This is a genomic window from Actinoplanes utahensis (assembly GCF_016862455.1).
GTDB classification, from domain to species: Bacteria; Actinomycetota; Actinomycetes; order Mycobacteriales; family Micromonosporaceae; genus Actinoplanes; species Actinoplanes utahensis.
This window is the reverse complement of record NZ_BOMZ01000037.1, coordinates 101281-126456: the sequence shown is the minus strand read 5'-3', so window position 1 is coordinate 126456 and position 25176 is coordinate 101281. Positions and strand designations below refer to the sequence as shown.

The following is a 25176-nucleotide window of genomic DNA, read 5'->3' as shown; positions in this document are numbered from 1 at the left end:
CCAGCCGGGGGTGGGGCTTCAGATGGCGCGGTCGCGGCCGGACCAGTACGGCGCGCGGAGGTGCCTTTTGTAGAGCTTGCCGTTCGGGTCACGGGGAAGCTCGGTGACGTAGTCGACGGTGCGGGGCAGCTTGAAACGGGCCAGCCGGCCGCCGAGGAACGCGAGGAGCTCGGTGGTCAGGGCGGGTCCGGGCGTGACACCGGGCGTGGGCTGGACGACGGCCTTGATCTCCTCGCCCCACTCGTCGTGCGGGATGCCGAAGACGGCGACGTCGGCGACGGCGGGATGGACGGCGAGCTCGTTCTCGATCTCTGCCGGATAGACGTTCACGCCACCGGTGATGATCACGTCACTGGCCCGGTCGCACAGGTACAGGTAGCCGTCGTCGTCGAGGTAGCCGATGTCGCCGACGGTGAACATCCGGTCCCGCCAGGAGGCGCGGGTCTTCCCGGGGTCGCCGTGGTACTCGAACGTGGCGTCGCCCATCTGCAGGTACACCGTGCCGGGCTCGCCGGCCGGCCGGTCCTTGCCGTCGTCGTCGAGCACCCGCACCCGCGACCCGGGCCACGCCTTGCCGACCGAGCCGGGCCGGGCCCGCCACTCGGTCGCGGTGATCAGGGTGCCGCCGCCCTCGGAGGCCGCGTAGTACTCGATCACGACCGGGCCGAACCAGTCGAGCATCTGCTGTTTGACCGGCTGCGGGCAGGGCGCGGCGCCGTGGATCATCGCGCGCATCGAGGACACGTCGACCTGGGTGCGGAACGACGACGGCAGGGCGAGCAGACGGCGGAACTGGGTGGGGACCATGTGGCTGTGGGTGACCCGGTGCCGTTCGACCAGGCGCAGGAACTCCTCGGCGTCCCAGTGCTCCATCACCACGACCGGATGGCCGAACTGGAGCGAGATGACAGCGAAGTTCATCACCGCCGTGTGATAGAGCGGTGAGCAGCACAGATGCACGTGGTCGTCGAACGGCCGGAGCCCGAACAGGCCGAAGAACCAGAGCGAGACCGGCGACACCTGGTCGGGGTCGAGGCCGGGCAGCGGGCGGCGTACCCCCTTGGGGCGGCCGGAGGTGCCCGACGTGTACACCATGAGCGCGCCGAGCGTACGCGGGAAGGGTCGTCCCCCGCCGGGCGAACCGAGAGCGGACAGCGGCCGGAAGCCGGGGACGTCTCCCGCCGCGTAGCGGCTCTCCGGGCCGAGGCCCGCCTCGTCGGCGGCGGCGCGGGCCGCGTCACCGAACCGCGGGTGCGCGAGGAACGCGCGGGCGCCGCTGTCGCGCAGGATGTAGCCGAGTTCGGCGGCGGTCAGATGCCAGTTCAGGGGTACGACGTGCAGCCCGATCTGGGCGGCCGCGAAATAGGCGGTGAGGATGTCGGCGCCGTTCGGCAGCAGCAGCGCGATCGTGTCACCGGGCCCGAGCCCGGCCGCCTGCAGGCCGCGCCCGATCCGGTCGGCCTCGGCGGCCAGCTCGCCGTAGGTCAGGGTGCGGCCGCCGGGTTCGACGATGGCCGCCGACTGCGGCCGCTGCGCCGCGATGGTCCACATCCCGATGCCCGTCATGCCGCGACTCTATAACCGGTTCCATCGATGCGAAAGCCGCTTGCACCGCGTTTCCGCCCGATCCTTGCCCGGCAAAGTTGGAACGTGTTTCACTCATCTTCGTGGAGACCCTGGCGGCACCGCTCACCATCGCGTTCGACTACACGCGCTCGCTCGGGCCGGTGCTCGGCCGGTTCATGGCGGGACTGCGCGACCGCCGGGTGATGGGCGGGCGGACCGCCGACGGGCGGGTGCACGTGCCGCCGCTCGAATACGACCCCGTCACCCACGAGCCGGTGACCGACCTGGTCGAGGTCGCCCCGTCCGGAACGGTGATCAGCTGGACCTGGACCGGCCGGCCCCTGGAGGGCCAGCCGCTGGACTGGCCGTTCGGGTGGGCGCTGATCCGGCTCGACGGGGCGGACACGGCCCTGCTGCACGCGGTTGACGCCGGCTCCGCCGAGGCGATGCGGACCGGGATGCGGGTGCGGATCCGCTGGGCCGCCGACCGCGTCGGGCACATCCGCGACATCGAGTGCTTCGAGCCCGGGACCGCCACGGCCGGGCCGCCGGGACCGGAGAGCGAGCCGGTGACGATGATGACGACACCGATCCGGCTGCACTACCGGCACACCACGTCGGTGGAGGAGGACCGGTATCTGCGGGCGCTCGCCGAGGGGCGGATCATCGGGCAGCGGTGCCCGGCCTGCCGGAAGGTGTACGTGCCCCCCCGGTTCTGCCCCGCCGACGGGGTCGCGCCCGACGAGGTCGTCGAGGTCGCCGGCCGGGGCACGGTCACGACGTTCTGCGTGGTCAACGTGCCGTTCGCGGGTCAGCGGCTCACCCCGCCGTACGTGGTGGCGCAGGTGCTGCTGGACGGGGCGGACATCCCGGTGCCGCATCTGATCCTCGGCGTCCCGGCGGAGGAGGTACGGATGGGGCTGCGGGTCGCGGCCGTGTGGCGGGATCGGGCCGACTGGGGGACGACACCGGAGAACATCAGCCACTTCGCGCCGAGCGGGGAACCGGACGCCGCCTACGAGACCTACGCGGAGCACCTGTGAACGGGGTCGCGGTCATCGGGTTCGCGCAGGCCGGCGGGGTCGTCACGACCAGCGGGGTGGAGACGCTCGTGCCGGTCTTCGAGGAGGCCCTCGCACGGGCCGGGCTCGGCCGGCGCGACATCGACTTCTGGTGCTCCGGGTCGTCGGACTATCTGGCGGGGCGGGCGTTCTCGTTCGTCAGCGCGGTCGACGCGATCGGGGCGGTGCCGCCGATCGCCGAGTCGCATGTGGAGATGGACGCGGCCTGGGCGCTGTACGAGGCGTACCTCAAGATCCTGTCCGGGGAGGCGTCGACGGCGCTGGTGTACGGGTTCGGCAAGGGCACCGCGGGCGACCTGAACCGGGTGCTGGCGCTGCAGATGGACCCGTACACGGTCGCGCCGTTGTGGCCGGACGCGATCAGTGTCGCCGCGTTGCAGGCACGGCTGGCGATCGACGCCGGGCGGTGCAGCGAGGACGACATGGCGGCGGTGGCGGCGCAGCGCGGACATCAGGCGCCGGACAGCCCGTACGTCTCCATGCCCTTGCGGGAGCACGACGTCGCGCCCGTCGCGGACGGGGCGGCAGCCGTCGTCCTCGCCGCGGGTGACCGGGTGGCCGGACGGCGCGCCGCCTGGATCGAGCGGATCGAGCATCGCATCGAGGCGCAGGGCTTCGGCGAGCTGCCGGCCATGCCGGCGCCGGAGGTGGACGTGGCCGCCCTGCATGCCCCGTTCACCCATCAGGAGCTGCTGTTACGCCGGGCGTTCGGGCTCTCCGGCGGGGTGCGGTACGTGCCGTTCACCGAGAACGCGATGTTCTCCGCGGGACTGTCGCGGATCGGGGTCGCGGCGGAGGAGGTCATGGCGGGGCGGGCGGCGAAGGCGCTCGGGCACGCGACGAGCGGGCCGTTGCTGCAACAGAACCTCACCTGCGTGCTGGGGAGCCGATCATGAGGCGGGCGGCGGTGCTCGGCACCGGGCAGACGGACCACCGGAGCCGGCGTACGGACGTGTCGATGGCGGGATTGTGCCGGGAGGCGATCGACCGGGCCCTGGCCGACGCGGGGACGGACTGGTCGCAGATCGACGCGGTGGTGCTCGGGAAGGCGCCGGACCTGTTCGAGGGCGTGATGATGCCGGAGCTGTTCCTCGCGCAGTCGCTCGGGGCGGTGGGGAAACCACTGCTCAGGGTGCACACCGCGGGGTCGGTCGGCGGGGCGACGGCGATCGTGGCGACCAGCCTGATCCGGGCCGGGGTGCACCGGCGGGTGCTCGCGGTGGCGTTCGAGAAGCAGTCGGAGTCGAACGCCATGTGGGCGCTGTCGATCCAGCCGCCGTTCAGCGCGCCGATCACGGCCGGGGCGGGCGGGTACTTCGCGCCGCACATCAGGTCGTACATCCGGCGGTCCGGGGCGCCGCCGCACGTCGGCGCGCTGGTGGCCGTGAAGGACCGGCGCAACGGCGCCCTGAATCCGCACGCCCACCTGCGGCAACCAGACATCACTCTGGAGTCGGTGCAGGCCTCGCCGATGCTGTGGGATCCGATCCGGTACGACGAGACCTGCCCCTCCTCGGACGGGGCGTGCGCCGTGGTGATCGGGGATGCCGCCGCGGCCTCCTCCAGCGATCGTCAGGTCGCGTGGATCAAGGCGACGGCGATGCGGACCGAGCCGACCTTCTACTCGGGCAAGGACCACGTCGATCCGCGGGCGGGAGCCGCTGCCGCCGCCGCCCTGTGGGACCTCGCCGGGATCAAGAACCCCCTGGACGAGGTGGACGTGGCCGAGCTCTACGTGCCGTTCTCCTGGTTCGAGCCGATGTGGCTGGAGAACGTCGGCTTCGTCGGGCCGGGCCAGGGCTGGAAGCTCGTCGAGGCCGGGGAGACCCGGATCGGCGGGACGCTGCCGGTGAACCCGTCCGGTGGCGTGCTCTGCTCGAACCCGATCGGCGCCTCCGGGCTGCTGCGGTTCGCCGAAGCCGCCATGCAGGTGATGGGGCGCGCCGGAGAACACCAGGTGGCGGGCGCCTCGACGGCGCTCGGCCACGCGTACGGGGGCGGATCCCAGTTCTTCTCCATGTGGGTGGTCGGGAGGACCCCGTGAAACGTCGGACCCTGCTGGCTTCAGCTCTTCTTCCGGCGCTGCCTCTCCCCCATCTGCGGGCCCGCTCGGCCATCGTCATCGGGAGCGGGTTCGGCGGGGCCGTCGCGGCCTACCGGCTCGCCCAGGCCGGGATGTCGGTGACCGTTCTCGAACGTGGCCGCCGCTGGGACGTGGACGGCTCCGGGAGCACCTTCTGCACGATCAGCGATCCGGACTGGCGGTGCGCGTGGTTCGCCGATCGTCCGCCGCTCGGGCTGGACGTCAGCAAGACCATCACCCGGGGCGCGGGCCTGATCCAGAAGCACGCCGGCGACGGCATCCAGGTGATGTGCGGGGCCGGTGTCGGCGGCGGTTCCCTGGTCATCGGCATGTTCATGCCGCAGCCGCGGCGGGCCGACTGGGAGACCGTCTACCGCCTCCCGTACACCGATTTCGAGGACGTCTACTGGCCGCGCGCCCGCAGGAATCTGGGCGCCGCGACGATTCCGGAGGACATTCAGAACCATGCGGCGTACGTGGGGGCGCGCGCCTGGCCGGCTTACATCGCGGAGTTCGGCCGTACGCCCGTACCCGTCCCGTTCGGGGTGAACTGGGACGTGATCCGGGACGAGCTGGCCGGGCGGGCCCCGGCCTGCCACACCATCGGCGAGGGACCGTTCGGCAGCAACTCCGGCGCGAAGAACAGCGTCGACCGCAACTACCTGGCCTGGGCCGTCGCGGCCGGCGCCCGCGTGCTGCCGCTGCACGAGGTGACCGAGCTCCGCGAGGTCTCCGGGTCGTCGACGTTCGAGGTGGCGTGCCGGCAGATCGACGACCGCGGATCGGTGCTGTCCACCCCGGTCCTCTCCGCCGACTACGTGTTCCTGGCCGCCGGCTCGCTGGGCAGCACGTCGCTGCTGCTCACCTCACGGGCCCGGGGACGGCTGCCCCGGCTGGCCGGCGCCGAGGTCGGCAAGGGCTGGGGCAACAACGGGGACTTCCTGATCGCGCGGCTCAACCTGCGCCGGGCGGTCGGGCACGCGCAGGGCGGGCCGGGGAACGTGCGGTTCCACGACGACTCCAACCCGTACGCGAAGGCGGCGATGGCGTGGGAGGCCGCACCCATCCCGTCGTGGCTGCCGGCGACCACCGCGCACCTGATCACCAGCCTGGCGGCGGAGCGGGGCGAGATCCGGTACGACCCGGCGACCGGGACCGGGAAGGTGCACTGGCCGTACGCGGAGATGGAGACCTCGTCGGACAAGGCCGGGCGGGATCTGGCGTCCCGGCTGTGGTGGTCGACCGAAGGCGCGAAAGGGTCGCTGCTGACCGGGCTTCCCACGTACGACCGGAACACCGGAATGGGCCTCGGCTCGCGCAACACGTACCACCCGCTCGGGGGTCTGGTGATGGGCCGGGCCACCGACTTCGGCGGGAAGGTCGCCGGATACGAGAACCTGTTCTGCGTCGACGGGGCGCTGCTGCCCGGGTCCGCGGCACTGGCCAATCCGGCCCTGACGATCACCGCGAACGCCGAGCGCTGCATGGACATGTTCCTCGCCTCTGCAACAAACCTGCAAATGGATTCCGTTGACTCGCATAGATGAACGGTGGCATGTTTCGAGTCGGAAACAGTTCCCCGTGGCAGTCCGCCGGACCATCCCCAACGCTGCATTGTGCCGCGCTTTGCGAATGCGAACCGCGGCCGGTGCATCGTGTCCGGCGGATCCATTCCGACAAGGAGTCATCCCCCGATGCCATCTCCTCCCCGTGGCCGCACGCTGCGCCGATCCCTCGCCGCCGCCGGCCTGTCCGGCCTGGTGGCGGCCGGTGTCCTCGTCTCGATCGGCACTGCGGAAGCGGCCACCCTGTTCAGCTCGGACTTCGAATCCGGCAGCACCACCGGATGGTCGAAATCGGGCGGCACCTGGTCGATCGTGAACGACGGCACGCAGGTTCTGCAGCAATCCGACAGCTCCAACTCACGGGCCCGGCAGTTCGCCGGAACGACGTCCTGGGCGAACTACTCGGTGCAGGCGAAAGTGAAGGCGACCGCGTTCAGCTCGCCCGCCGGCGTGGTGTCGCTGACCGCCCGCGCGGCCGGGGCCACCAAGATGTACCGGCTGTCGCTGACCGGCGGCAACAAGGTCCAGCTGGAGACGATGAACGGCAGCGCCGTCACGGTCCTGGGCAGTCTCAGCCAGACCATCTCGGCGAGCACGTTCTACACGCTGCGGCTCACCGTCAGCGGGACGACGATCAGCGGCTCGGTCAACGGGACCGGCGTCGGCTCGGCCACCGACAGCACGATCGCGGCGGGCCGGATCGGGCTTCTCACCGAGTACGCGGCCGGCCGTTTCGACGACATCGTGGTGGAGGACGGCGTGACCACTCCGCCCACCAGCACCTCCCCGAGCACCAGCGTCTCCCCCTCGACGTCCACCAGCAGCACTCCCCCGCCCACCGCGAACGCCCTCTACGTCGCGCCGAACGGCACCGACGGCGCGGCCGGGACGATCGCCGCGCCGACCACGCTGACCTCGGCGATCAGCCGGATCGCGGCCGGCGGGACGATCTACCTGCGCGGCGGCACCTACGCCCACTCCTCGACGGTGACCATCCCGCCCGGCAACAACGGCGCGGCCGGGTCGCTGAAGACCATCGCGGCGTACCCCGGCGAGAAACCGGTCCTGAACTTCTCGGCACAGGCCGAGGACCCGGCCGCCCGCGGCCTGGCGGTCAACGGCGACTTCTGGAAGGTGTACGGGATCGTCGTCGAACGGGCCGGCGACAACGGCATCTTCGTCGGCGGCAGCAACAACGTCATCGAACGGACCGTCACCCGGTTCAACCGCGACACCGGCCTGCAACTGTCCCGGATCCTGTCGACCACCCCGCAGTCACAGTGGCCGGCCGACAACCTGATCCTCAGCGCCGAGTCGCACGACAACGCCGACTCCGACGGTGAGGACGCCGACGGGTTCGCCGCCAAGCTGACGGTCGGCGCCGGCAACGTGTTCCGGTACGCGGTGGCGCATCACAACATCGACGACGGCTGGGACCTGTACACCAAGACCGACACCGGCCCCATCGGCGTGGTCACCATCGAGGACTCGCTCGCCTACAGCAACGGGACGCTCAGCGACGGCTCACAGGCCGGCGCCGGCGACCGCAACGGCTTCAAGCTGGGCGGCGAGGACATCGCGGTCAACCACATCGTCAAGCGGACGATCGCCTTCCGCAACGGCAAGCACGGGTTCACGTACAACAGCAACCCGGGCAGCCTGACGATCTCCAACAACCTGAGCGTCGACAACGCCGAACGCAACTACAACTTCGACGCCGGCACCTCGGTCTTCCGCAACAACACCTCCTGCCGTACGTCCAGCGGCACCAACGACCGGATCATCGGCGGCTCGGACACCAGCAACCAGTTCTGGTCCGGCACGAACGGCTCCCGCTGCTCGGCCTACACCGGCGCGCTGGCCTGGTCGTACGCCTCCGACGGCCGTCTCGTCACCACCATCGGCGGGGTCGTCGTCTCGCTCTGAAGCACACCGGTCGCCCGTCCGCCGATGCCGGCGGGCGGGCGACCGCCGTCGTCCCCGCCGAGATCCTGCCGTACCCGCTCCCTCGCGCGGGGGAGAACGTTCCCTCCGCACGGGGAGGTTCGCCGTGCCGTCGCCGGACAGGCTGTTGCTGTCCACGAACGAACATGGAGGAACGGCGATGCGCAAGACGATCATGGCAGTGCTCACGGCCGGCGCCGTGCTGGCGGGGACCGCGGCCCCGGTGAGCGCGGGGCAGACGAAACCGCGGCCGACCGAACCGAGTCTGGTCGGTTCGGCGAAGACCTACCGGCCCGAGGGCGACGACGTACGGTTCACGTTCGACGCGCACGGGCTCGGGCCGGACGCCCGCGGGACGTTCCGGGTCAGCCACTACCTCGGCGCGGAGGGCGGCTGGTTCGCCGGTGACATCGACTGCCTGATCGTCGGCGGCCGGACCGCCGTGGTCACCGGGGTCATCACCGCGAGCAGCTTGCCCGAGTTCATCGGCGTACGGCGCGGGATGACCGTGTTCGACGACGGCCGCCGCGACCGCGTCGGCTACAGCTGGGTCCTCGACCCGGGCAGCACGGAGTCGGTGCCGAAGTGCCTGAGCAGCGCCCCCTTCGAGTGGGTGGAGAGCGGCGACTTCAAAGCCGTCGAATGGCTCCCGATCCAGGGCCCGCGAAGAAGCTGACGATCAGAAGGGAGACCAGTTTCGCGACCAGCGCCCGTTGTCGTCCAGGGCGTAGTAGTCCTCCCCCTCCGCCGGGCCCCCCAATTCGGCCCAGCGGAGGGGCGCCTCGGGCGAGCCGATGCTCAGAACGACGGACTTCGCATTCTGCGCGGTGGTCAGCATCAGGTGACCGCTGTACACGTGCCCGCGCTTCGAAAGCGCAGCGAAGGAGATGATCGCCTCCTTCCGCCCTCCGAGGGACACCACAGCAGGCGGCATAGGACGCGGATCAGTGAATCCCGATACCTCACCGACGTCGGACAGCGTCGCTTCGACAGCTTGCGTGTCGAGATCGATATGGAAGTTCTGGGTCAGACCGCCCCCACCCCACTGGCATTTGATCCAGGTGCCGTCACCGGGACTCACACTCTCCCTGCTGGTGACGACCGTCGCCGCGCGCCGCAGCGATACGAGGTCGGGATCCCCCGAGGTGAGTACCACGACCTTGTGAATGTCCAGGAAGTGAAAACCCTCGGTCGACCGCAGCCATCGGACGAATCCCTCGTCCCGGCAGTGTCCGTGTCCAGCAAGCGCTGGGGGCGGCACGGGAAGCGTCTCCGGTGCCCCGTCGAACCACAGGTAGAACTCGTCGAAGTCCTCGGACACCTCGACGTTCGCCAGGGTCGGGCCGGGCTTGCAGTGGATGGTGTTGTCATTGCCATTCGCATTGCAGTCGCCGGTGATGGACACCTGCAAGGGCTTCTGTGCGGCCGGCTCAGGTGGGCGCCCGGGCCGGATGATCTCCTTGACCAGCATTGACGTCGAGATCACGGCGAGGAGGACCGCAATGACCGCGGCGACCAAGATCGCCCGTCGGCCGGCCTGCTGACGAGTCAGCATTCGACAACGTTTCCGTCGCCGACCGGATTGCAGTTGCCGGAGATCTGCACGTCAGGTGCCGGTTGCGGATCGGCGTCGTTCCTCAGCTGCAAGAAGGCCACGATCAGCGCCACGATCCCGGCGATGGCTCCCACCGACTGCCACGCATGGTCACGCCAGAAGCCTCGCTGTCCGGCCTCCGGGACTTCCTTATCCATCGCATCGTCCTCGCCCATGACCCGCCAAGGTTGCCGGGCACACGACCTTGATCGGTAGTGCGGACACCCGGTCGTGGCACCTGCCGCACATCGGGACTCTGTGCCGGAGAGACGAAGTGACAGTACTTATATAAGCGCTGTTACAGTGAGTCGGTGACGGATGACTGGCTGGCGGATCCGACCGAGGAGAGTGTGTGGCGGCCCTGGCGGCTGCTGCAGGCGGCGATGGACGCGGAGATCGCGCGGGTCTACGCGGACGCGCGGATCGACGGGCTCAAGACGAACTGGGTGATGGAGCTGATCCGGCTCGATCGCCGGGGGCCGATGACGATCACCGAGCTGGCCGAGTCGGTGCAGGTGACGCATTCGGCGATGAGCCAGAAGGTGGCGGCGCTGCGGGCGGCCGGCTGGGTGCGCACCGTGCCCGGGCCGGACGCCCGCAGCAAGCGGGTGGAGCTCACCGGCAAGGCGCGCGCCGTGGTGGAACGGCTCGTCGCCGAGTGGCGGGCGACCGAGGCGGCGATCGCCGAGATCGAGGCGGAGCTGCCCTACCCGCTGAGCCGGGTGGTCACCGACATCGAGGCGGCGCTGCGGCGCAAGAGTCTGCACGCCCGCATCACCGAGCGGCTCGCCGAGGATCCGGCGTGGCCCTGACCCGGCTGCTGATCGACGTCGCCCCGCTGCGGGAGTCGCCGCAGTTCCGCCGGTTGTGGATCGGCGGGCTCTGCTCCGGGCTGGGCAGCCAGACGGCTGTCGTGGCCGTGCTCCACCAGGTGTGGGAGACCACCGGCAGCCCGGTCTGGACCGGGGCGGCGGGCCTGGCGCAGGCAGTGCCGATCATCGTGTTCGGGCTGTTCGCCGGGTCCCTCGTCGATCGGGTCGACCGCCGCCGGTTCTATCTGATCACCAAGGTCGGGCAGGCGGTCTGCGCGGTGCTGCTGGCGGTGCAGGCGTTCGCGGGCGGTCCGGCGTGGCTGGTCCTCGCGCTGGTGGCGGCACAGTCGTGCTTCGTCGCCGGGAGTAGCCCGGCGTCGCAGGCGATCCTACGGCGGATCCTGCCGCCGGGCCGGCGGGCGGCCGGGCTGGCGCTGAACCGGGTGTCGTTCCAGACCGCGATGCTGATCGGCCCGGCGATCGGCGGCCTGCTCGTCGGCTGGGCGGGCGCGGGCGCCTGCTTCGTCGCCGACGCGGTCAGTTTCCTGGTCGCGGTGTGGGCGGCGGTCAGCCTGCCGCCGATGCGCCCGGAGGGGGCGGCGTCCCGGCCGGGCCTGCACGGGGTCCGTGCCGGGGTCCGGTTCGTGTCCGGTCACCGGGCGATCCGCGGCGCGCTGCTCACCGACCTGGCCGCGACGATCCTCGCGATGCCGATCAGCCTGTTCCCGGTGATCAACGCGGAGCGGTTCGGCGGCGATCCGCGCATGCTCGGCCTGTTCCTGTCCGCGATCGCGGTCGGCGGGGTGCTCGCGTCGGCGCTGTCCGGCTCGTTCACCCGGTCCCGGCCCGGCCCGGTGATGTTCGCCGGGTCGCTGACCTGGGGTTTGTCGCTCGCCCTGTTCGGCCTCGCGCCGGACGCGTGGACGGGACTGGCACTGCTCGCGCTGGCCGGGGCCGCCGACACGGTCGCGGTGGTGTCCCGCGGCACGGTCATCCAGGCGCACACCCCGGACGCCCTGATGGGCCGCGCCGCGGCCGCCGAGCAGATCGTCGGGCAGGCCGGCCCGGACCTCGGCGACCTGCGCGGCGGCCTGGTCGCCGCCGGGACATCGGCGTCGGTGGCCCTGTTCAGCGGCGGGCTGCTCTGTGTGGCGACGGTGGCGCTGATCGCCTGGCGCACGCCGGCACTGCGCAGATCACCGGAAGCAGCGGCCCCGAAGCACGAACCGTAGGAAGCAACGGCCCCGAAGCACGAACCGTAGGAAGCAACGGCCCCGAAGCACGAACCGTAGGAGCACCGGCCCCGAAGCACGAACCGTAGAAGACAACGGTGCCCGAACAGCACGAACCGTAGGAGCACCGGCCCGGGCCTCGCGCGGGCCGTGAGGAGCGACGGAAGCGGAGCCGCGCACCCCGATGAGGCGGAACCGACGCGACAGAGATCCGATATCGTCGGCCGGATGCGGATTCCCGGTGATGCCGAGATCAGGGCGCTGCACGAACGGTTCGCGCCGAACGCCGACGCCTTCGAGCTGGTCTGGACCCATGGCGAGATCGTCTGCCGGATCGCCGAGCAGATCGGTGGCGGTCACGGCCTGGACATGAATCTGGTCCGGGCCGGGTGCCTGCTGCACGACATCGGCGTGTACCGGCTGCAGCCCCACGACCCGTACATCCTGCACGGCCTGCTCGGGTACCAGATCCTGGGCGAGGTCGGCCTGCCGGAGACCCTGCGCCGCTTCTGCGCCCACCACACCGGCGTCGGCATCACCCGCGACGACGTGGTACGGCAGGAGCTTCCCCTCCCGCACTGCGATTTTCTCGCCGAATCCGGCGAGGAGGACCTGGTGATGTACGCCGACAAGTTCCACAGCAAGAGCACCCCGCCCCGCTTCCTGACCGCGGGCACGTTCGCCCTCCGGCTGGCCCGCTTCGGCGACGACAAGGTCAAACGCTTCCAGTCCCTGGTCGACCGTTTCGGCGAACCCGACCTGACGGCTCTCGCCACCGAATACGGCCACCCGGTCACCTGACTGCCGCCGAACCGCACCACACGTCACCCCGCGGTCCCTGCCGGCCGGTGGCCTGGAGCGGCGCCTCGGCCCGGTGGCCGCGTTTCGGTCCGGACCACCGCGGACCTCGCGGGGACTCTCGGGGGCGCGTGGTCGCTTCTGGCCGGGTGTGGCCCGTACGAGATCAGTGGTATTTGACCGGCAGGTGTTTTATGCCGTTGATCCAGCCGGAACGCAGACGCTGGGCGGGACCGGCCAGGGTGATGTCCGGCATGTGGTCGGCGACGGCGTTGAAGATGAGGTCGATCTCGAGGCGGGCCAGGTTGGCGCCGAGGCAGAAATGCGCGCCGCTGCCGCCGAAACCGAGGTGCGGGTTGGGGCTGCGGGTGATGTCGAAGGTGTGCGGGTCGGTGAAGACGTCCTCGTCGTAGTTGGCCGAGCCGTAGAACATCGCGACCCGCTGGCCTTTGCGGATGGGTACGCCGGAGAGCACCGTGTCGTGCAGGGCGGTGCGCTGGAAGACGTTGATCGGGCTGCCCCAGCGGACGAACTCGTCGACGGCGGTGCGCGGGCGGGTGGCCCGGTACAGCTCCCACTGGCCGGGGTTGTCGAGCAGGCCGAGCATGCCGTGCGAGATGGCGTTGCGGGTGGTCTCGTTGCCGGCGACGGCCAGCATCAGCACGAAGAAGCCGAACTCGTCGACGGACAGGTGCTCGCCGTCGATCTCGGCGTTGACCAGGGTGGTGACGATGTCGTCGCGCGGGCAGGTCCGGCGCTCGTCGGCCATCTGCATGGCGTAGCCGAGCAGGCCCATGGCGGATTCCATCGGGTCGGCGCCGCGGAACTCCGGGTCGTCGTATCCGATCATCGAGTTGGACCATTCGAAGACGTTGCGCCGGTCCTCCTGAGGGACGCCGAGCAGTTCGGCGATGGCCTGCAACGGCAGTTCGCAGGCGACGTCGGTGACGAAGTCGCCGGTCTCCGCCTCCGACAGGGAGGCGACGATGCGCTCGGCGCGGGACCGGAGCGCGGCGCGCAGATTGTTCACCGCGCGCGGGGTGAAACCGCGGGAGACGACGGCCCGCTGTTTGGTGTGCTGCGGCGGATCCATGTTGAGCAGGACGGCCTGCTGCATCTCGATCCGGTCGCGGGTCATGTCCGGCTGGAACCGGGCGATCGCCGTGTTCTCCCGGCTGGAATAGGTGTCGCTGTCGCGGGACACCGCCATCACGTCGGCATGCCGGGTGACCGCCCAGTAGCCGTCGTCGTCGAATCCGGCGCTGCCGCGGACCTGCGGGATCCAGCGGACCGGTTCGTCGCGGCGCATCTCGGCGAACTCGGCGTGTGGGATGCCGTGCAGGTAGATGTCCGGATCGGTGGGATCGATGCGGGTGCGCGGCTCGGCCACGGCTCCTCCTACAGCAACAAGTTCTACCGATTCAAACACGGTGCTGGATACATTTGGTAGCTTCTATCGAGAACAGGTTCTAGCTGGAGGTCGCGGTGGGTTCACCGGTGATCGTCGAGGCGATCCGAACGCCGATCGGCAAGCGCGGCGGGTCGCTCTCGGGGCTGCACGCCGCCGAGTTGCTGGGCGCGGCGCTGCGCGGGCTGGGCGAGCCCGCCGACCTGGCCGAGCAGGCGATCGGCGGCTGCGTCACGCAGGCCGGAGAGCAGGCCGGCAACGTCACCCGGACGGCCTGGCTGCACGCCGGGCTGCCGCAGACCACCGGATGCGCCACCGTGGACGCGCAGTGCGGGTCCGCGCAGCAGGCCGCGCATCTGATCGCCGGGCTGATCGCCGCCGATGCGATCACCGCCGGGGTGGCCTGCGGGGTGGAGTCGATGAGCCGGGTGCCGTTGCGTGCCAACATCGGCGGCGCCGGGCGGCCCCGCCCCGACACGTGGGACATCGACCTGCCGGATCAGTTCGTCGCCGCCGAGCGGATCGCCGAGCGCCGCGGGCTGAGCCGGGCCGACCTGGACCGGTTCGGGGCGCGGTCCCAGGCGAACGCGGCGCGGGCCTGGTCGGAGGGCCGGTTCGACCGCGAGGTGGTGCCGGTGCTCGGGGTGACCCGGGACCAGGGGCTGCGCGACACGACCATCGAGGGGTTGTCGGCGCTGAAGCCGGTGCTGCCGGACGGCAGGCACACCGCGGGCACCTCGTCGCAGATCTCCGACGGCGCGGCGGCGCTGCTGCTGATGGACGCCGACCGGGCGCGCGGGCTGGGCCTGCGGCCGCGGGCCCGGATCGTCGCGCAGTGCCTGGTCGGCGCCGAGCCGTATTACCACCTGGACGGCCCGATCGCGGCCACCGACCGGGTGCTGGCCCGGGCCGGCATGAAGATCGACGATCTGGACCGGTACGAGGTCAACGAGGCGTTCGCGAGCGTGGCGCTGTCCTGGATGGCGGTGCACCGCGCCGACGAGGACCGGGTCAACGTCAACGGCGGCGCGATCGCTCTCGGTCATCCGGTGGGCAGCACCGGGGCGCGCCTGCTCACCACCGCCCTGCACGAGCTGGAGCGGTCCGGCGGCACCACGGCGCTGATCACCATGTGCGCCGGCGGGGCGATGTCGACCGCGACGATCATCGAACGGTTGTAGAGGAGGAAACCATGGTTCCGTTCAGGTTTCTGCTGCTGAGCGCCGTGGTCGCGGCGGTGCTCGCCGCGATCGGTGTCACCGCGGTGATGGCGGCGCTCAATCCCAGCGCCAGCGAGGTGGCGTCGAACACCGCCGAGAACGATCCGCTGGTCCCGCCGAACTTCTACGGTTCGCGCTAGCTCGCGGGTCGTCCGCTCAGCCGGCGCAGCACCGCGTCCTGGAGCTCGCGCCGGCGTCCCAGGGTGATGACCGCGAACGGCGCCGCCCCGTGCCGGTGGAGCTCGAGCCGGGTGAAACTGTCGGTCATGCCCATCTCCCGCACGCTGATCACGTCAGCCCAGGTGATCGTGTCCTGCGGATGGCCGAGCAGCCCGGTCTCGATCAGGCCGCCCTCGTGCAGGTAGTACCGCCGGATCCCCTGCCGGGGCGTCAGCCGGTGCCAGGCGATCCGGGCCCCGTAGGCGATGGAGACGAGGGTGATCAGCCAGGCCAGCGCCGGGGACGGTCCGGCGCCCGGCTCCGCGACGGTCCCGATGAGCACGATGATGAAGAACAGCAGGACGATCCGGCGCAGCAACTGGATCGTCACGCCCGTCACGCCTCCGGCCGCGTAGTCCCCGAGTCTTCTCCCCAGATCCATGTCGGTGTCGCCTTTCCATCGAGGATTCCACATCGGAGCGGCCGCGAAGATGACGTTATGGCTGCGTGAGGTATCCGACCAGCGACGAGATCGCATAGGATCGATGCTTTTCCGGAATGCTGCGGGGGAACTGACACCTTGTTCGACATCGCTGGGCTGCGACTGCTCGTGGCCGTCGCCGAGGCCGGTTCCTTCACCCGGGCCGCCGACACGCTCAACTACACCCAGTCCGCGGTGTCCCGCCGGATCGCCTCCCTGGAGCAGCAGGCCGGCGGCCCGCTGTTCGAACGGCTCCCCCGCGGCGTGCGGCTCAATCCGGCCGGCCGGGCGCTGCACCGCACCGCCACCGAGGTCCTGGACCGGCTGGCCCGGGCCGGGCGTGAGCTGGCGATCCTGCACACCGGGCAGGGCGGGCTGCTGCACGCCGGCGCGTTCGGCACCGCGAACATCGCGCTGATGCCGTCCGCGTTACGGGCCTTCCACGGGGTCCGGCCGGATGTGGACGTGGTCGCGCTGGAGGGGCCGACCGCCACGCTGATGGACCGGCTCGCGGACGGCACCCTGGATCTGGCGGTGGTCAGCGACTATCCGTACGGGCTGGCGCCGGCCGACGGTGTCACCACGACCGTGCTGTGCGAGGACGAGCTGCTGGTGGCGCTGCCCCGGCGGCATCGGCTGGCCGGATCCGAGGCGATCGGGCTGGACGAGCTGCGGGACGAGCCGTGGGTGCAGAACGCGTACGACGACCGGGCGACGGCGCTTGCCGACGCCTGCGCGCGGGCCGGGTTCCGCCCGCGCCGGATCATCCGGATCGCCGAGTGGACCGGCAAGTTCGGGTACGTGGCCGCCGGTCTCGGCGTGGCCCTGGTGCCCTCGCTGGCGGCCTGGGCCGTGCCGGGCGACCTGGTGCTGCGCCGGGTGGACGATCCGGCTCTGCGCCGGACCATCCACGTGGCGCTGCCGGCCACCCCGTTGCCTGCCGCGCTGGCGCTGCGCGACGTGTTGCGCGCGTCGGTCGCTCAGGGCACCGGGGTCGGCTGAGGCCGGGTCACCTCGGGCGCCCGGTGGCCGCCGCGCGGGCCGGGGACGCCGGACAGCCACACCCCGAGGGCGATCAGGACGAGGCCGAGCACGGCGAGGCCGATCGGCACGTACATGCCGAGCATCCGCAGCTGGTCGCGCCCGTTCGCGGCCTGGTCGCCGACGGCCTCCAGGGTGCGCTGGTCGTACTGCAGGTCGGCGTCGAAGATGACCACCCGCTCGCCGACCACCGGCACCAGCTCGCGGTGCTGCTGCTCGCGGTACCCGATGATGGCGCCGGTCATCGGCTCGACCCACAGGGTGCGGGTGGCCCGGTAGGAGACCGCTCCGCTGGACGCGCCGGGCGCCAGGAAGGCGAGCAGCCCGGCGAGGGACTGTTCGTCCATCTCGGCCTGCTGCTCGGGGACCTGCTGCTGGAACCGGTACGCCGGCAGGCCGTTGAACTCCTCCTCGGCCTGGTACTGGATCGGCAGGGCGCGGCGCAGGGCGGAGTCCCAGTACTGGTAGGTGCGCTTCTCGGTGCCGAACGGGAAGAGGTAGAGCTGGCCGGCGAAGGCGATGTCGCCGGGGGTGCACGGCGCGGTCGTCTCGGTGTGGCACTGCCCGGCCCACGGTACGGCCTCGCCGCTGACCCGGTCCAGGGCGACCCGGCTCTCCGCACTGTTGATCATGTCGCCGGTGTCGGTCCGGTTGGTGGAGTGGTACACGTTCCAGACCAGGGTGTCGCCGTCGAGCTCGGCGGCGGCGTCGAAGTCGGGTTTGATGCCGGTGGTCGAGCTGAGACCGGCGGTCGCCACCACGGCCTGCGGCGCGCCCTGCGCGTTCGTCTGGATCTGCACGAAGGAGGCGTTCGCGGCCTCGACGACCACGTCCGGCGGCACCAGGTCGAGCGGGACCTTCCGCTGGGAGGGCACGATGATCCAGGTCAGGGCCATCGCGAAGAGCAGGCAGAGTATGCCGAGACCGAACAGTATCGCGCCGGTGATCCGCCTCATCGCGTCCTCCAAAAAGTAGAACGCGTTTCAATCTACTGCGCCGTAACATCGATGGAAACCCCCGGAGTCAGGGATGCTGGCTGCTCACCGAGATGACCTCGCCGGTCAGATAGGCGGCGTACTCGCTGGCGAGGAACGCCACCACGGTCGCCACCTCCCACGGCTGCGCGGCCCGGCCGAACGCCTCCCGCCCGGCCAGCACCTCCAGCTCCGCCTCGCTGATCACCTTGGCCAGGAACGGGTGGGCGGCCAGGCTGGGCGCGACCGCGTTGACCCGGATGCCGTGGGCGGCCACGTCCAGGGCGGTGCACCGGGTGAACGCCATCACCCCGGCCTTCGCCGCCGCGTAGTGGGCCTGCCCGGCCTGCGCCCGCCAGCCCAGCACCGAGGCGTTGTTGACGATCGCCCCGCCCCCGCCTTGCGCGATCATCTGCCGCAGCGCGGCCCGGGTGCAGCGGAACGTGCCGGTCAGGGTGACATCCAGGACCAGGTCCCACTCCGCGTCGGACATCTCGGTGACCGGCCGGTCGCCACCCAGCCCGGCGTTGTTGACCAGGACGTCGAGCCGCCCGTACCGGGAGACGGCGCCGCTGATCAGCCGCTGCACCGAGTCCTCGTCGGTGACGTCGGACGGGATCGCCCAGACCCGGCCCGGATGCGCGCCGGAGAGCCCGTCCCGGGCCTCGCCGAGGCGGCGCTCGTGGCGGTCGCCGAGCACGACGCGGGCGCCCTCGTCGAGGCAGCGCCGGGCCACCGCCGAGCCGATGCCGGTGCCGGCCGCCGCCGTCACCACGACCACCTTGCCGGTGAGCAGCCCGCGGCCCGGCGGCCCGGTCATCCGCGGGCCTGCCGGGGCAGCCCGAGGACGCGTTCGGCGATGATGCCGCGCTGGATCTCGTCGGATCCGCCGTAGATGGTGTCGGCCCGGCTGAACAGGAAGTACCGCTGCCAGCGCCCGGTGGCCTCCGGCCCGGCGTCGCCGGCGGCCAGCACGTCCATGGCCAGCTCGCCGAGGCCCTGCCGCCAGCGGGTCCAGAGCAGCTTGATCACCGAGGAGGACATCGGCGGCGGCGGGTCGGCCCGCAGCACCCGCAGCGTGTGCGCGCGCAGCACGGACAGGTCCACCCACGCGCGGGTCAGCCGGTCCCGCAGCGCCGGGTCGCCCGCCGCCCCGGTCCGCCGGGCCACCGCGAGCAGGTCGTCCAGGTCGCGCTGGAAGCCGATCTGCTGGCCGACGGTGGCGGCGCCGCGCTCGTACGCCAGGGTGGCCATCGCGACCCGCCAGCCCCGCCCCGGCTCGCCGACGACCAGCCCGGCCTCGGTGACCGCGTCGTCGAGGAACACCTCGTTGAACTCGCTGTCGCCGGTGAGCTGCCGGATCGGGCGGACCGTGACGCCCGGCTGGCGCATCGGCACCAGCAGGTAGGTCAGGCCGGCCGAGCGGGGGCCGCCGGGCGGGGCGGGCGCGGTGCGGGCCAGCACGAAACACCAGTCGGCGACGTGCGCCAGGGAGGTCCACACCTTCTGCCCGGTGATCACCCAGCGGTCGCCGTCGAGGCGGGCCCGGGTGGTGACGCCGGCCAGGTCGGAGCCGGCGCCGGGCTCGGAGTAGCCCTGGCACCACAGCTCGTCCACGGCGGCGAGGGCGGGCAGGAACCGGCGGCGCTGCTCGGGGCTGCCGTGGTCGATCAGGGTGGGACCGACCATGGTGGTGCCGATGTGGTCGACCCGGCTGGGGGCGCCGGACCGGGCGCACTCCTCATGGAAGATCACCTGCCGGGACAGGGACGCGCCCCGCCCACCGTGCGCCACCGGCCAGGCGAGCGTGGTCCAGCCGCCGGCGGCGAGCCGCCGGGCGAAGGCGAGCCGCTGCTCGAAGGCCTCGCTCTCCCGGCCGGGGCCGCCGGCGCCGCGCACGTCGTCGGTGACATGACGCTCCAGCCAGTCACGGATCTCGATGCGGAACGCCTCGTCCGAGTCCACTGGCGCCACCTCCCGGCTCACGCGTACGCTCACCTTAGGCGACCAAGCACTTGCTTGGTAAGGGCGGGCCGACTGGTAAAGGGAGGCCTGGATGGAGACCATCCCGGCGGCGCTGGCGCACGCGGCGCGCGCGTTCGGCACCGATCCCGCGCTCGTCGATCCGGGTGTGCGCCGCCTCGATTTCGCCGCGTTGCACGACGAGGCCCGCACGGCGGCACGCGCGCTGATCGCCGCCGGCGTCGAGCCCGGCGACCGGGTCGCGCTGTGGGCGCCGAACACGGCCCGCTGGGTGCTCGCCGCGCTCGGCGTGTTCTGCGCGGGCGCGACGCTGGTGCCGATCAGCATGCGGGCCACCGGCGCCGAGGCCGGTGAGATCCTGGCGCGCAGCGGCGCGAAGGGCCTGATCGTGACCGGCCCGTTCCTCGGCACCGACCGGCTCGCCTCGCTGCCGTCCCGGCCGCCGCTGGTGGTGTCGCTGCCGCACTGGGACGCGTTCCTGGAGCGGGCCTCCCCCGCGCAGCCCCTTCCCGAGGTGCGCCCGGACGACGTGAGCGACATCCTCTACACCTCCGGCACGACGGGGCGCAGCAAGGGCGTCATGAGCGCGCACCGGCAGTCGCTGGGCGTGGCCCGGTCGTGGGCGTCGATCGGCGGCCTGGGCGTCCGGGACAGATACCTGGTGATCAACCCGTTCTTCCACAGCTTCGGGCTGAAGGCCGGCCTCCTGGCGTGCCTGGTCAGCGGCGCGACCATCGTGCCGCAGGCGGTGTTCGACGTGCCGCGCACGCTGGACCTGATCGACCACGAGGTGATCACCGTGCTGCCCGGCCCGCCGACCCTCTACATCGGGCTGCTGGACCATCCGGGGCGGGCCGGGCGCTCCCTGTCGTCGCTGCGGCTGGCGGTGACCGGCGCGGCGACGGTGCCACCGTCGCTGATCGACCGGATCCGGGATGAGCTGGGGTTCGCGACGGTGCTGACGGCGTACGGACTGACCGAGGCCGTGGTCGCGACGATGTGCCGGCCCGGCGACGACACCGCGACGATCGCGGGCACCTGCGGACGGGCGGCGGCCGGGTTCGAGGTGCGGATCGCCGAGAAGGACGGTGAGGTGCTGCTGCGCGGCCCCAACCTGATGCTCGGCTACCTCGACGACCCGGCGTCCACGGCGGAGGCGGTCGACCCGGACGGGTGGCTGCACACCGGCGACGTCGGGCGGCTCGACCACGCCGGGAATCTGACGATCACCGACCGGCTCAAGGACATGTACATCTGCGGCGGCTTCAACGTCTACCCGGCCGAGGTGGAACGGGTTCTCGCCGGACTGCCCGGGGTGGCCGAGGTCGCGGTGGTGGGGGTGCCGGACCAGCGGCTCGGCGAGGTCGGCCGGGCGTTCGTGGTGCCCCGCCCCGGCGAGACACCGACCGCCGACGCGGTGATCGGGTACTGCCGGGAGCGTCTCGCCGGCTACAAGGCCCCCCGCTCGGTGGAGTTCCGGGCCGGGCTGCCGCACAACGCGAGCGGCAAGGTCCTCAAATACCTGCTGCGGGAGAACGCATGAGCGACGACGTGGTGCGCTACCGGCGGGAGGGCCCGGTCGCGCTGGTCACCATGAACCGGCCGCGCTACCGCAACGCGCAGAACTCGGCGATGACGTACGCGCTCGACGACGCGTTCACCCGGGCCGTCGACGACCCGGAGGCCGCGGTGATCGTGCTGGCCGGGGCCGGGGAGCACTTCTCCGCCGGGCACGACATCGGCACCCCGGAACGCGACGCCGACACGTCCTTCCCCCGCCGCGCCGTCACCTGGTGGGACCACACCACCCGGGACGGCGCGGACCGGCGGCTGGCCCGGGAGATGGAGGTCTATCTGGGCATGTGCCGGCGGTGGCGGGAGATCCCCAAACCGATGGTCGCCATGGTGCAGGGGGCGTGCGTGGCGGGCGGGCTGATGCTGGCCTGGGTGTGCGACCTGATCGTGGCCGCCGAGGACGCGTTCTTCGCCGATCCGGTGCTGCGGATGGGGATTCCCGGGGTGGAGTACTTCGCTCACCCGTGGATGCTGGGCCCGAGATTCGCGCGGGAGGTGCTGTTCACCGGGGACCGGTTCGGGGCGCGGAGGGCGTACGAGATCGGCATGGTCAACCGGGTCGTACCGCGCGCCGCGCTGGAGACCGAGACCCTCGCGCTGGCCGCGCGGATCGCCGCGATGCCGCCGTTCGGCCTGGCCCTGGCCAAACGGGCGGTGAACCTGTGCGAGGACCAGATGGGCATGCGCGCCGGCATGGACGCGGTGTTCGGGCTGCACCACGTGGCGCACTCGCACAACGCCGAGGTCACCGCCGATCCGCTGGCCGGGCTGGACGCGGCCGCGATGAAGAAGGCCGCCGGGTGACCCCGTTCCGTGCCGAGGTCCGGGCCTGGCTGGCGGCGAACGTGCCGGCCGCTCCCCTGCCCCGGGTGGACACGCCCGAGGGCGACCTCGCCCACCGGACGTGGGAACGGCGGCTCGCCGGGGCGGGCCTGGCCGCGGTGTGCTGGCCGGCCGAGTACGGCGGGCGGGCCGCGCCGCCGGTGCACGCGATCGAGTTCGACGAGGAGTACCACGCGGCCGGCGCTCCCGTGCGGATCGGCCAGAACGGGCTGTTCCTGCTGGCTCCGACCCTGCTCACGCACGGGACGCCGGAGCAGTGCGCACGGATCTTGCCGCCGATGGCCCGCGCCGACGAGGTGTGGGCGCAGGCCTGGTCGGAGCCGCAGGCGGGCAGCGACCTCGCGGCGATCCGGTCCCGCGCCACCCGCGCCGACGGCGGCTGGCTGCTGTCCGGGCAGAAGACGTGGAGTTCCCGGGCGGTGGTCGCGGACCGGGCGTTCGGGCTGTTCCGCAGCGCGGCCGGGGAACGTCCGCACCAGGGGGTCACCTATCTGATGTTCGATCTGCGGGCGCCCGGGGTGACGGTCCGGCCGATTCCGCAGCTCGACGGGACGGCCGGGTTCGCGGAGATCTTCCTCGACGACGTGTTCGTGCCGGACGAGGACGTGATCGGCGAACCCGGCGACGGCTGGCGGATCGCGATGAGCACCGCCGGTCACGAGCGGGGACTGTCGCTGCGCGGGCCCGGCCGGTTCCTGGCGGCGGCCGACCGGCTGGTCCGGCTGACCCGGATGACCCGGCTGTCCGGAGACGAATACCGGGATCGGGTGGCCGACGCGTGGATCGGGGCGCGGGCCTATCGGGCGCAGGCGTACGCGCCCACTCCCGTGCCGCCCAGCGCCACCAAACTGTTCTGGTCCGAACTCGACGTCGCCCTGCACGAGACCGCCCTCGACGTGCTCGGGCCGCTCGCCGAGATCTCACCGGAATGGACCGACGGGTACCTGTTCGCGCTGGCCGGGCCGATCTACGCGGGCACCAACGAGATCCAGCGGGACATCCTCGCCAAACGGGTGCTGGGCCTGCCCCACCCCACCGGTCGGACCGGGCCGCCGCAACCGCCGTTCGCGGCGATGCTGCACAAGATGTTCACCGACCGGGACGTGACGTGGGCCGCCCTCGCCGAGGCCGGGGTGACCGGGCTGATCGACGACGGCGCGACCCCGGCCGACCTCATCATGGCGTTCGAGGAGCTGGGACATCATGCGGTGCCCGGGCCGCTCGCCGAGTCGATCGCCTGCGTGCCGGCACTGGACCTGCCCGCCGAGTGGCGGTCCGGCCTCGCCGCCGGGCGGACGGTGGCGACGCTCGCCGCGCCGCCACGGCTGCCGTACGCGGCTCACGGCGACACGGCCGATCTGATCCTGCTGGTCACCGGCGAGGAGATCCGGGCCGGGCGGGCCGGGGCGGTGCACGAGTCGATGGTTGCCGGGCGGCGGCTCGCGGAGGTCGTACCCGGAAAGGTCCTGGGTTCTGGATCCTCGGTTCCGAAAGCCCTGGAACTGGGGACCCTCGCCTGTGCCGCGCAACTGCTCGGGGCGGGCCGGGCGATGCTGGAGATGTCGGTCGGGTACGCGCGGACCCGCACCCAGTTCGGGCAGCCGATCGGCGCGTTCCAGGCGGTGCGGCACCGGCTCGCGGACGTGGCGGTGGCCCTGTCGTTCGCCGAGCCCCTGCTCCACGCCGCCGCCGCCGGCCTCGAGGAACGCGACATCTCGGCGGCGAAGGTGGCGTGCGGAGAGGCCGCGCTCCGTGCGGCGCGGGCGGCGCTGCAGGTGCACGGGGCGATCGGATACACCCGCGAGCACGGCCTCGGCCGATGGCTGACCCTGGTCCGGGTGCTGCATCAGGCGTGGGGCACACCGGCCTGGCACCGGCGGCGGATTCTGGAGGCGATCGCATGACATCGGAACACGCGGCCCTGCGGGACTCGGTGCGCGGGCTGGTCACGGCTCACGGCGGTGACGACGGGCTTTGGGCGCGGCTGTGCCGGGAGATCGGCGTCGCCGGCCTCACCGTCCCCGAGCGGTACGGCGGATCCGGCGCCGGCCTCACCGAGGCGATGATCGTCCTCGAGGAGCTGGGCCGGGCCCTGATCGCCGGCCCGATGCTCGGCACCGTCCTCGCCACCGAGGCGCTGCTGCACGCCGGTGACGACACCCTGCTCCCCGCCGTCTGCGCCGGGGACCGGATCGTCGCGCTGGCCTGGGACAGTCCCGCGCCCGGCGTCTTCCGCGACGTCCTGGACCTCCCGGAGGCCGACACGTTGCTGGTCGTCACCGGCGGGAACCTGTACGAGGCGAACCCGTCCACCGTCACGATGCAGCCGACACTGGACCCGACCAGACATCCGGCGAGCCTCTCGGTCGACTCGCTGCGCCTGATCGGCCCCGGCGTCCCCGTCGAGCGGCTGCGCGACGTGGCCTGTCTCGCGCTCGCCGCCGAACAGGTCGGCGCCGCCGAACGCGCCCTGGAACTGACCGTCGACCACGTGAAGAGCCGGTACCAGTTCGGCCGCCCGATCGGCTCGTTCCAGGTGCTGCAACATCGGCTCGCCGAGCTGTACGTGCGGGTCGAGGCCGCCCGCTCCGCCTGCGCCGTCTCCCCCGCTGTCGCCAAGATCACGTGCTCGGAGACGTTACGCGCCGTCGCGGCCGACATGGTGCAGATGCACGGCGGGCTGGCCATCACCTGGGAACACCACGCCCACCTCTATCTGCGCCGGGCCTGGGCGTCCGCCGAACTGTTCGGTTCACCGGCACACCACCTCGCCCGGCTCACGGCCACCCATGGATCAGCGCCGGTAGCATGACCCG

The 25176-nt window shown here is 71.9% G+C and carries 24 protein-coding genes and 1 pseudogene; 17 read left to right on the top strand and 8 right to left on the bottom strand.

Annotation, left to right across the window (positions count from 1 at the left end):
- Positions 1 to 18 precede the first annotated feature (18 nt).
- Positions 19 to 1566 (bottom strand): acyl-CoA synthetase, encoded by a 1548-nt coding sequence (locus Aut01nite_RS13840; RefSeq protein ID WP_043525590.1) that lies wholly within the window; start codon positions 1564 to 1566, stop codon positions 19 to 21.
- Positions 1567 to 1667: 101 nt separating this feature from the next.
- Here Aut01nite_RS13840 and Aut01nite_RS13835 point away from each other — a divergent pair, with 101 nt between their 5' ends.
- The 6 genes from Aut01nite_RS13835 to Aut01nite_RS13810 all read left to right on the top strand — a co-directional run bounded on the left by Aut01nite_RS13835 (position 1668) and on the right by Aut01nite_RS13810 (position 8916).
- The gene (locus tag Aut01nite_RS13835) at positions 1668 to 2609 is read left to right on the top strand and encodes a Zn-ribbon domain-containing OB-fold protein (protein ID WP_236642726.1); all 942 of its coding nucleotides are present in this window, start codon (positions 1668 to 1670) and stop codon (positions 2607 to 2609) included.
- Positions 2606 to 3544: a thiolase family protein gene (locus Aut01nite_RS13830; protein ID WP_043525591.1), complete on the top strand. Its 939-nt coding sequence runs from the start codon at positions 2606 to 2608 to the stop codon at positions 3542 to 3544. Before Aut01nite_RS13835 ends, Aut01nite_RS13830 begins: the two co-directional genes overlap by 4 nt.
- Positions 3541 to 4692, top strand: a complete 1152-nt coding sequence (locus Aut01nite_RS13825; RefSeq protein ID WP_043525592.1) for a thiolase family protein — start codon at positions 3541 to 3543, stop codon at positions 4690 to 4692. The genes Aut01nite_RS13830 and Aut01nite_RS13825 overlap by 4 nt, the downstream gene beginning before the upstream one ends.
- Entirely contained in the window at positions 4689 to 6278 is a 1590-nt protein-coding gene (locus Aut01nite_RS13820) for a GMC family oxidoreductase N-terminal domain-containing protein (protein WP_373871490.1), read from the top strand. The genes Aut01nite_RS13825 and Aut01nite_RS13820 overlap by 4 nt, the downstream gene beginning before the upstream one ends.
- Before the next feature lie 147 nt (positions 6279 to 6425).
- The gene (locus tag Aut01nite_RS13815; RefSeq protein ID WP_043525593.1) at positions 6426 to 8222 is read left to right on the top strand and encodes a right-handed parallel beta-helix repeat-containing protein; all 1797 of its coding nucleotides are present in this window, start codon (positions 6426 to 6428) and stop codon (positions 8220 to 8222) included.
- A 178-nt stretch (positions 8223 to 8400) separates the two neighbouring features.
- Positions 8401 to 8916, top strand: a complete 516-nt coding sequence (locus Aut01nite_RS13810; RefSeq protein WP_043525594.1) for a hypothetical protein — start codon at positions 8401 to 8403, stop codon at positions 8914 to 8916.
- A 3-nt stretch (positions 8917 to 8919) separates the two neighbouring features.
- On the opposite strand, the gene Aut01nite_RS13805 is transcribed toward Aut01nite_RS13810, so the two are convergent.
- Complete coding sequence (locus Aut01nite_RS13805) at positions 8920 to 9795, bottom strand: hypothetical protein (RefSeq protein ID WP_043525595.1); 876 nt, start codon at positions 9793 to 9795, stop codon at positions 8920 to 8922.
- On the bottom strand, positions 9789 to 10010 hold the full coding sequence (locus Aut01nite_RS13800; protein ID WP_043525596.1) for a hypothetical protein: 222 nt from the start codon (positions 10008 to 10010) through the stop codon (positions 9789 to 9791). The genes Aut01nite_RS13805 and Aut01nite_RS13800 overlap by 7 nt, the downstream gene beginning before the upstream one ends.
- A gap of 135 nt (positions 10011 to 10145) precedes the next feature.
- On the opposite strand from Aut01nite_RS13800, the gene Aut01nite_RS13795 reads away from it, so the two are divergent.
- The 3 genes from Aut01nite_RS13795 (at position 10146) to Aut01nite_RS13785 (ending at position 12679) form a co-directional block, all read left to right on the top strand.
- The gene (locus Aut01nite_RS13795; RefSeq protein ID WP_043525597.1) at positions 10146 to 10646 is read left to right on the top strand and encodes a MarR family winged helix-turn-helix transcriptional regulator; all 501 of its coding nucleotides are present in this window, start codon (positions 10146 to 10148) and stop codon (positions 10644 to 10646) included.
- Positions 10637 to 11878 carry an MFS transporter gene (locus tag Aut01nite_RS13790; RefSeq protein ID WP_043525598.1) on the top strand — a complete coding sequence of 414 codons (1242 nt, stop codon included), beginning with the start codon at positions 10637 to 10639 and terminating at the stop codon, positions 11876 to 11878. The genes Aut01nite_RS13795 and Aut01nite_RS13790 overlap by 10 nt, the downstream gene beginning before the upstream one ends.
- 228 nt (positions 11879 to 12106) lie before the next feature.
- Complete coding sequence (locus tag Aut01nite_RS13785; protein WP_043525599.1) at positions 12107 to 12679, top strand: HD domain-containing protein; 573 nt, start codon at positions 12107 to 12109, stop codon at positions 12677 to 12679.
- Between the two features lie 163 nt (positions 12680 to 12842).
- Here the strand turns inward: Aut01nite_RS13785 and Aut01nite_RS13780 are convergent, their stop codons facing one another.
- A complete protein-coding gene (locus tag Aut01nite_RS13780; RefSeq protein ID WP_043525600.1) occupies positions 12843 to 14066 on the bottom strand; it encodes a cytochrome P450 in 1224 nt (407 codons plus the stop codon).
- Positions 14067 to 14161: 95 nt separating this feature from the next.
- Here Aut01nite_RS13780 and Aut01nite_RS13775 point away from each other — a divergent pair, with 95 nt between their 5' ends.
- Positions 14162 to 15265 carry a steroid 3-ketoacyl-CoA thiolase gene (locus Aut01nite_RS13775; RefSeq protein WP_043525601.1) on the top strand — a complete coding sequence of 368 codons (1104 nt, stop codon included), beginning with the start codon at positions 14162 to 14164 and terminating at the stop codon, positions 15263 to 15265.
- Between the two features lie 11 nt (positions 15266 to 15276).
- The gene (locus tag Aut01nite_RS13770; protein ID WP_161790647.1) at positions 15277 to 15444 is read left to right on the top strand and encodes a hypothetical protein; all 168 of its coding nucleotides are present in this window, start codon (positions 15277 to 15279) and stop codon (positions 15442 to 15444) included.
- Here Aut01nite_RS13770 and Aut01nite_RS13765 read toward each other — a convergent pair.
- A complete protein-coding gene (locus tag Aut01nite_RS13765; protein WP_043525602.1) occupies positions 15441 to 15905 on the bottom strand; it encodes a hypothetical protein in 465 nt (154 codons plus the stop codon). The genes Aut01nite_RS13770 and Aut01nite_RS13765 overlap by 4 nt on opposite strands.
- A gap of 138 nt (positions 15906 to 16043) precedes the next feature.
- Between Aut01nite_RS13765 and Aut01nite_RS13760 the strand changes: the two genes are divergently transcribed.
- Positions 16044 to 16946, top strand: coding sequence for a LysR family transcriptional regulator (locus tag Aut01nite_RS13760; RefSeq protein ID WP_043525603.1), 903 nt, complete (start codon positions 16044 to 16046; stop codon positions 16944 to 16946).
- Here Aut01nite_RS13760 and pgfA read toward each other — a convergent pair.
- The 3 genes from pgfA to Aut01nite_RS13745 form a co-directional block, all read right to left on the bottom strand.
- Positions 16925 to 17941, bottom strand: coding sequence for a cell envelope lipid trafficking protein PgfA (gene pgfA / locus Aut01nite_RS13755; RefSeq protein WP_052163807.1), 1017 nt, complete (start codon positions 17939 to 17941; stop codon positions 16925 to 16927). The two genes, Aut01nite_RS13760 and pgfA, sit on opposite strands and share 22 nt — an antisense overlap.
- Before the next feature lie 67 nt (positions 17942 to 18008).
- Positions 18009 to 18779, bottom strand: a complete 771-nt coding sequence (locus tag Aut01nite_RS13750; RefSeq protein WP_043525604.1) for an SDR family oxidoreductase — start codon at positions 18777 to 18779, stop codon at positions 18009 to 18011.
- Positions 18776 to 19957 (bottom strand): acyl-CoA dehydrogenase family protein, encoded by a 1182-nt coding sequence (locus Aut01nite_RS13745; protein ID WP_052163790.1) that lies wholly within the window; start codon positions 19955 to 19957, stop codon positions 18776 to 18778. Before Aut01nite_RS13745 ends, Aut01nite_RS13750 begins: the two co-directional genes overlap by 4 nt.
- A 58-nt stretch (positions 19958 to 20015) precedes the next feature.
- On the opposite strand from Aut01nite_RS13745, the gene Aut01nite_RS13740 reads away from it, so the two are divergent.
- From Aut01nite_RS13740 to Aut01nite_RS13720, 5 genes and pseudogenes are all read left to right on the top strand, one after another.
- Positions 20016 to 21485 (top strand): FadD3 family acyl-CoA ligase, encoded by a 1470-nt coding sequence (locus Aut01nite_RS13740; RefSeq protein WP_043525606.1) that lies wholly within the window; start codon positions 20016 to 20018, stop codon positions 21483 to 21485.
- Positions 21482 to 22321 carry an enoyl-CoA hydratase gene (locus tag Aut01nite_RS13735; protein ID WP_043525607.1) on the top strand — a complete coding sequence of 280 codons (840 nt, stop codon included), beginning with the start codon at positions 21482 to 21484 and terminating at the stop codon, positions 22319 to 22321. The genes Aut01nite_RS13740 and Aut01nite_RS13735 overlap by 4 nt, the downstream gene beginning before the upstream one ends.
- A pseudogene (locus tag Aut01nite_RS13730) lies at positions 22318 to 23388 on the top strand (acyl-CoA dehydrogenase family protein); the annotation flags it as partial. The gene Aut01nite_RS13735 and the pseudogene Aut01nite_RS13730, both read left to right, overlap by 4 nt.
- A gap of 45 nt (positions 23389 to 23433) precedes the next feature.
- Positions 23434 to 24264 (top strand): acyl-CoA dehydrogenase family protein, encoded by an 831-nt coding sequence (locus Aut01nite_RS13725; RefSeq protein WP_173476683.1) that lies wholly within the window; start codon positions 23434 to 23436, stop codon positions 24262 to 24264.
- Positions 24261 to 25172: an acyl-CoA dehydrogenase family protein gene (locus tag Aut01nite_RS13720; RefSeq protein WP_043525608.1), complete on the top strand. Its 912-nt coding sequence runs from the start codon at positions 24261 to 24263 to the stop codon at positions 25170 to 25172. The genes Aut01nite_RS13725 and Aut01nite_RS13720 overlap by 4 nt, the downstream gene beginning before the upstream one ends.
- The last annotated feature ends 4 nt before the right edge of the window (positions 25173 to 25176 follow it).